This window comes from Thioalkalivibrio halophilus, from assembly GCF_001995255.1.
Lineage (GTDB): Bacteria > Pseudomonadota > Gammaproteobacteria > Ectothiorhodospirales > Ectothiorhodospiraceae > Thioalkalivibrio > Thioalkalivibrio halophilus.
Genome location: NZ_MUZR01000019.1, coordinates 1 through 5,117, shown reverse-complemented (window position 1 = coordinate 5,117; position 5,117 = coordinate 1). Strand labels below are relative to the sequence as shown.

3 protein-coding genes and 1 tRNA gene are annotated in these 5,117 nt (G+C 70.0%); 2 read left to right on the top strand and 2 right to left on the bottom strand.

The window, feature by feature from the left end:
* Both B1A74_RS06755 and B1A74_RS06750 read right to left on the bottom strand, forming a co-directional pair.
* Nucleotides 1-2,097: YgiQ family radical SAM protein (locus tag B1A74_RS06755; RefSeq protein ID WP_077244162.1), on the bottom strand; the 2,097-nt coding region annotated here is incomplete at its 3' end.
* A gap of 102 nt (nt 2,098-2,199) precedes the next feature.
* Nucleotides 2,200-3,789: a glutamate synthase-related protein gene (locus B1A74_RS06750; protein ID WP_077244161.1), complete on the bottom strand. Its 1,590-nt coding sequence runs from the start codon at nt 3,787-3,789 to the stop codon at nt 2,200-2,202.
* Nucleotides 3,790-3,941: 152 nt separating this feature from the next.
* Between B1A74_RS06750 and pdxH the strand changes: the two genes are divergently transcribed.
* Together pdxH and B1A74_RS06740 are read left to right on the top strand one after the other, a co-directional pair.
* Nucleotides 3,942-4,586 carry a pyridoxamine 5'-phosphate oxidase gene (gene pdxH, locus B1A74_RS06745; RefSeq protein ID WP_018870748.1) on the top strand — a complete coding sequence of 215 codons (645 nt, stop codon included), beginning with the start codon at nt 3,942-3,944 and terminating at the stop codon, nt 4,584-4,586.
* A 157-nt stretch (nt 4,587-4,743) separates the two neighbouring features.
* A tRNA-Ser gene (locus B1A74_RS06740) sits at nt 4,744-4,833 on the top strand.
* The last annotated feature ends 284 nt before the right edge of the window (nt 4,834-5,117 follow it).

The following is a 5,117-nucleotide window of genomic DNA, read 5'->3' as shown; positions in this document are numbered from 1 at the left end:
GCCGCCGGTACCCGCCGGCTGCCAGGTGGGGATCAGGTGATGCTTGCCGTTGCCGATCAGATCACGCCGACCCATGCGCTTCAGCGCATCGCGCAACAACGGCCAGTTATCCGGGTCGTGATAGCGCAAAAACGCCTTGTGCAGCCGCCGCGCCCGCGCCCCGCGGGCCACGGAAAGCCGTGAATCCGCCCTGCGCCGCACGCCCCGCAGCGGGTTGCGCCCGGTGTGCCACATCGCGGTGGCCAGGGCCATGGGACTGGGCAGGAAGGCCTGCACCTGGTCGGCGCGGAAGCCATTGCGCTTGAGCCACAGCGCGAGGTTCAGCATGTCCTCGTCGGTAGTGCCCGGATGCGCGGCAATGAAGTACGGGATCAGGTACTGCTCCTTGCCCGCCGCCTTCGAGTACTTCTCGAACATCGCCTTGAAGCGGTCGTAGGTACCCATCCCCGGCTTCATCATGTGACCGAGCGGGCCCTCCTCGGTGTGCTCCGGGGCGATCTTCAGATACCCGCCGACATGGTGCGTCACCAGCTCCTTCACGTATTCCGGCGACTCGATCGCCAGGTCGTAGCGCAGACCCGACGCGATCAGCACCTTCTTCACCCCCGGCAGCTCGCGCGCCTTGCGATACAGGCGGATCAGCGGCGCATGGTCGGTGTTCAGATTGGAACAGATCCCGGGATACACGCAGGACAGGCGCCGGCAGTTCTTCTCGATCTCCGGGTCCTTGCATGCCAGGCGGTACATGTTCGCGGTGGGCCCGCCCAGATCCGAGACCACCCCGGTAAAGCCCTCCACGCGATCGCGCATCTCCTCGATCTCGCGCAGGATGCTGTCCTCCGAGCGGCTCTGGATGATGCGCCCCTCGTGCTCGGTGATGGAACAGAAGGTGCAGCCGCCAAAGCAGCCGCGCATGATGTTCACCGAGAAGCGGATCATCTCCCAGGCCGGGATGCGTGCATCGCCGTAGGACGGATGCGGGGCGCGGGCGTAGGGCAGGTCGAACACCGCGTCCATCTCCGGGGTCGACAGCGGCACCGGCGGCGGGTTGAGCCACAGCTCCTTGTCGCCGTGGCGCTGCACCAGCGCCCGCGCATTGCCCGGGTTGGTCTCCAGGTGCATCACCCGCGAGGCATGGGCGTACAGCACCGCGTCGCCCTTCACCTGCTCGAAGGCCGGCAGGCGGATCACGGTACGGCTGCGCGGCGTGCCCTTCGGGATCTCGCGGTGGAAGCGCACCACCTGCGCTTCGGCATCACCCCCGGATCCGGGTTGCGTGCCCGATTCCTGCCCGGTCGCGCAGGCCTGCGCCGAGGTCTCCGCATAGGGATCCGGGTTCGCATCCACCGGCCCAGGGGTATCCACCTCGGAGGAATCCAGCACCACGTGATCGCCCGGCACCCGGTCACGCAGGAACGCGGTGCCCCGCAGATCGTTGATCTCGCGCGGATGCTCGCCCCCGGCCACCCGATGCGCCAGTTCCACCAGCGCGCGCTCGGCGTTGCCGAACAGCAGGATGTCCGCGCGCGAATCCAGCAGCACCGAGCGGCGCACCTTGTCCTGCCAGTAGTCGTAATGGGCGATGCGCCGCAGGCTCGCCTCGATCCCGCCGATCACCACAGGCACGTCGCGGAAGGCCTCGCGCACCCGCTGGCTGTACACGATCACCGCGCGATCCGGGCGCTTGCCGTGCACGTCGCCGGGGGTATAGGCATCGTTGGAACGCTTCTTCCGTTCCGCGGTGTAGTGGTTGACCATCGAGTCCATGTTCCCGGCGGTCACGCCGAAGAACAGGTTCGGCCGCCCCAGCGCGCGGAACGGCTCGGCCGAGGTCCAATCCGGCTGGGCGATGATGCCGACGCGAAAGCCCTGCGCCTCCAGCAGCCGGCCGATGATGGCCATGCCGAAGCTGGGATGGTCGACATAGGCATCCCCGGTAACCAGCACGATGTCGCAGGAATCCCAGCCGAGCTGGTCCATCTCCTCGCGCGTGGTCGGCAGGAACGGCGCCGTGCCGAAGCGTTTGGCCCAGTACGGACGGCGGTCGAACAGACCGGGCACGGTCTCGTCGGCGATAACGGGTACGGATGCGGACATGCGGCCTCGTTCCGGGGATTCCGGAGCACTGCGATCGGGTAATCGCGTAATTACACGCGCGCGCGGCCCGGGCTTCAACCGGACCCGCGCGCGGCAGGGGCTTCACACGTGCCGTGCGTCGCGCACGCCGGCGTACTGCACCCCGGCCAGACGGGCCAGGTCGCGATCGAAGGTGGACAGGTCATTGGGGCCGAAATCCTCCAGCCGCGCATGGCCGCAAGCCCGCGCCAGGACGCGCGCCAGCTCCGTGGCGTCGGTCAGGAACCGGCCCAGACGCGCCGCCCCGGTCTCCACGTCCAGGCGCGCACGCAGCTGCGGGTCCTGGGTGGCCACGCCGGTCGGGCACCGATTGGTGTGGCAGATGCGTGCACCCACGCAGCCGATCGCCTGCAGCGCGGCGTTACCCAGGGCCACCCCGTCGGCGCCCAGCGCCAGCGCCTTGACCCAGTCCGCCGGCGTCCGCAGCCCGCCGGTCACCAGCAGCGTCACGCGGCCCGAGGCCCCGGTGGCATCCATGTGCCGGCGTGCGCGCGCCAGCGCCGGGATGGTCGGCACCCCCATGTGGTCGCGCAGCAGCGCCGGCGCGGCCCCGGTGCCGCCTCCACGGCCATCCAGGATGATGTAGTCGGCACCCGCATCCAGAGCAAAATCGATGTCCGCCTCGATGTGATGCGCGGCCAGCTTGAAACCCACAGGGATCCCCCCGGAGCGCTGCCGCACATCATCAGCGAAGCGACGGAAATCCTCCGGCGTGCGCAGCCCCGGATCGGCGGGTGGCGACACCGCGTCCCGTCCGGCCTCGATCCCGCGTGCCTGCGCGATCTCGTCGGAAACCTTGCACCCGGGCAGCACGCCGCCCACGCCGGTCTTGGCCGCCTGCCCCGCCTTGAAATGGAAGGCCTGCACGCGTTCGGGCACGGAATCGTCGTAACCGAAATGCGCCGGCCCCAGCTCGAACAGATAGCGCGACGCCACCTCCGTCTCCTCCGGCAGCATCCCGCCCTCGCCGGAACATACCCCGGTACCGGCCTGCTCCGCGCCCCGCGCCAGCGCCATCCGCGCCTCGCGCGACAGCGACCCGTAGCTCATGTCGGTCACCAGCCAGGGCATGGACAGCCGCAGCGGCCGCTGCGCCTGCGGCCCGATCACCAGCTCGGTGGCCACCTCGGCACCGGCCTCCAGCGGCCGACTGGACAGCTGGGCCGCCAGCAGCTGCAGCGCATCCCAGCTCGGCAGCTCGTCGCGCGGCACGCCCATCGCCACCGTGGGCCCGTGCGCACCCAGCCCGTCCAGGCCGTCGCGCGCCAGCGCATGGATGAACTCGACATGCGGCTCGGTCGCGGTCGCGCGCGGGTCGGGCGGTGCGTCGGACCCGCCGGCCCCGTCGCCCGCATCGTTCCCGGCGTTCCCGCCCGGCTCCGACGCGGGTTCCGGCGCCTCCCCGACCTGCGCGTCCAGTCCGGCGTGCGTGCCATCACAATAGGGCAGATTGCCCGACTGCTTGCACTGGCAGAGGAACGCCTCGCCATCCTCCTGCGCGGTAAACGCCAGCGGGCCCAGGCCCGTCCCCGCGTGGGAACCGTCACAGAACGGCTGGTTCGCCGAACGCCCGCAGCGGCAGAAGTAGTACTCCTTCCCCTTCTCCAGCTCCACGCCACGCGGTTCCAGTGCCGCAATCACGGGTCGACTCATCGTGTCCTCCTGTCGGGTGCCGTCTCACCCGACATGAACCCACAAACCCGCACCCCGGCGCAAACCGCCCGGCCCGGCCGTTACCGTCTGGGCGCGATGACGCCCGCGGGCGTATCATGAGCGATCGTGCCATCTGCCCCCGGGAGCCCCGCATGAACCAGGTCGACCACCGCAACACCCGCCGCGACTACACCCGCGCCGAGCTGCGCCGCAGCGACCTGACCGCGGAGCCCGCACAGCTGCTGGCCCGCTGGCTGGAAGAAGCGCGCGAGGCCGGCAACCCCGATCCCACCGCCATGACCCTGGCCACCGCCGACGCCGACGGCCAGCCCTCGGCGCGCATCGTCCTCTTCAAGCACTTCGAGGGCGAAGGCCTTTGCTGGTACACCGACTCGCGCAGCCACAAGGGCCGCGACCTCGCCGAGAATCCCCGCGCCGCGCTGCTGTTCTACTGGCCCGAGACCGAACGCCAGATCCGCGTCGAGGGCAGCGTCAGCGCCCTGCCCGCCGAGCTCGCGGACGACTACTTCACCCAGCGGCCCGGCGGCAGCCGGCTGGCCGCCGCCGCCTCCCTGCAGAGCCAGCCGGTGGATGACCGCGCCACCCTGGAGCAGCGCGTGAAGGACCTGGAACAGCAGTACCCCGACGGCAACGTCCCCCGCGACCCGGCCTGGATCGGCTACCGCCTCGCGCCCGAGCTCTTCGAATTCTGGCAGGGCCGCGCCAGTCGCCTGCACGACCGCTTCACCTACCATCACAACGGCGAACACTGGGAAATCACCCGCCTGATGCCCTGAACCGGTGCTCCTGAAGCGCGCCATGCAGACGGCCCGCATGCGGGAGCCGGGTTCCCTCACCGATTATCCACGGCAACCCTACCGCCCCCGCCTCCGAATCTGCTAGGATGCGCAGCGCTACTGGCGACGGTCGCAACAACCGACCGGGTCGGAGCACGGAGAGGTGCCGGAGTGGTCGAACGGGGCGGTCTCGAAAACCGTTGTACGCGCGAGCGTACCGAGGGTTCGAATCCCTCCCTCTCCGCCAGAATTCCGCAGGAGCGTGCTTGCACGCGAAAAAGGGGCCCGAGCGGCCCCTTTTCTATGCATGCCCCCCATAGCCGGAGGGATTCGAACATCGCCGCAGGCGCCCGTGAACATGCCCGCAGGAGGCCGGCCCTCCGGCCGATTCCCCGTCCGGCCAATCCCTGCGCCTGATCGGCCAGAGGCTGGCCTCCTACAGGTCGAACCCTGCCCCGGTAGGAGGCCGGCCCTCCGGCCGATTCCCCGTCCGGCCAACCCCTGCGCCGGGTCGGCCAGAGGCTGGCCTCC

Excerpts from the sequence above, each read along its gene's own strand:
- B1A74_RS06750 (WP_077244161.1), bottom strand. The coding sequence starts at position 3,789 with ATGAGTCGACCCGTGATTGCGGCACTGGAACCGCGTGGCGTGGAGCTG.
- pdxH (WP_018870748.1), top strand. The coding sequence starts at position 3,942 with ATGAACCAGGTCGACCACCGCAACACCCGCCGCGACTACACCCGCGCC.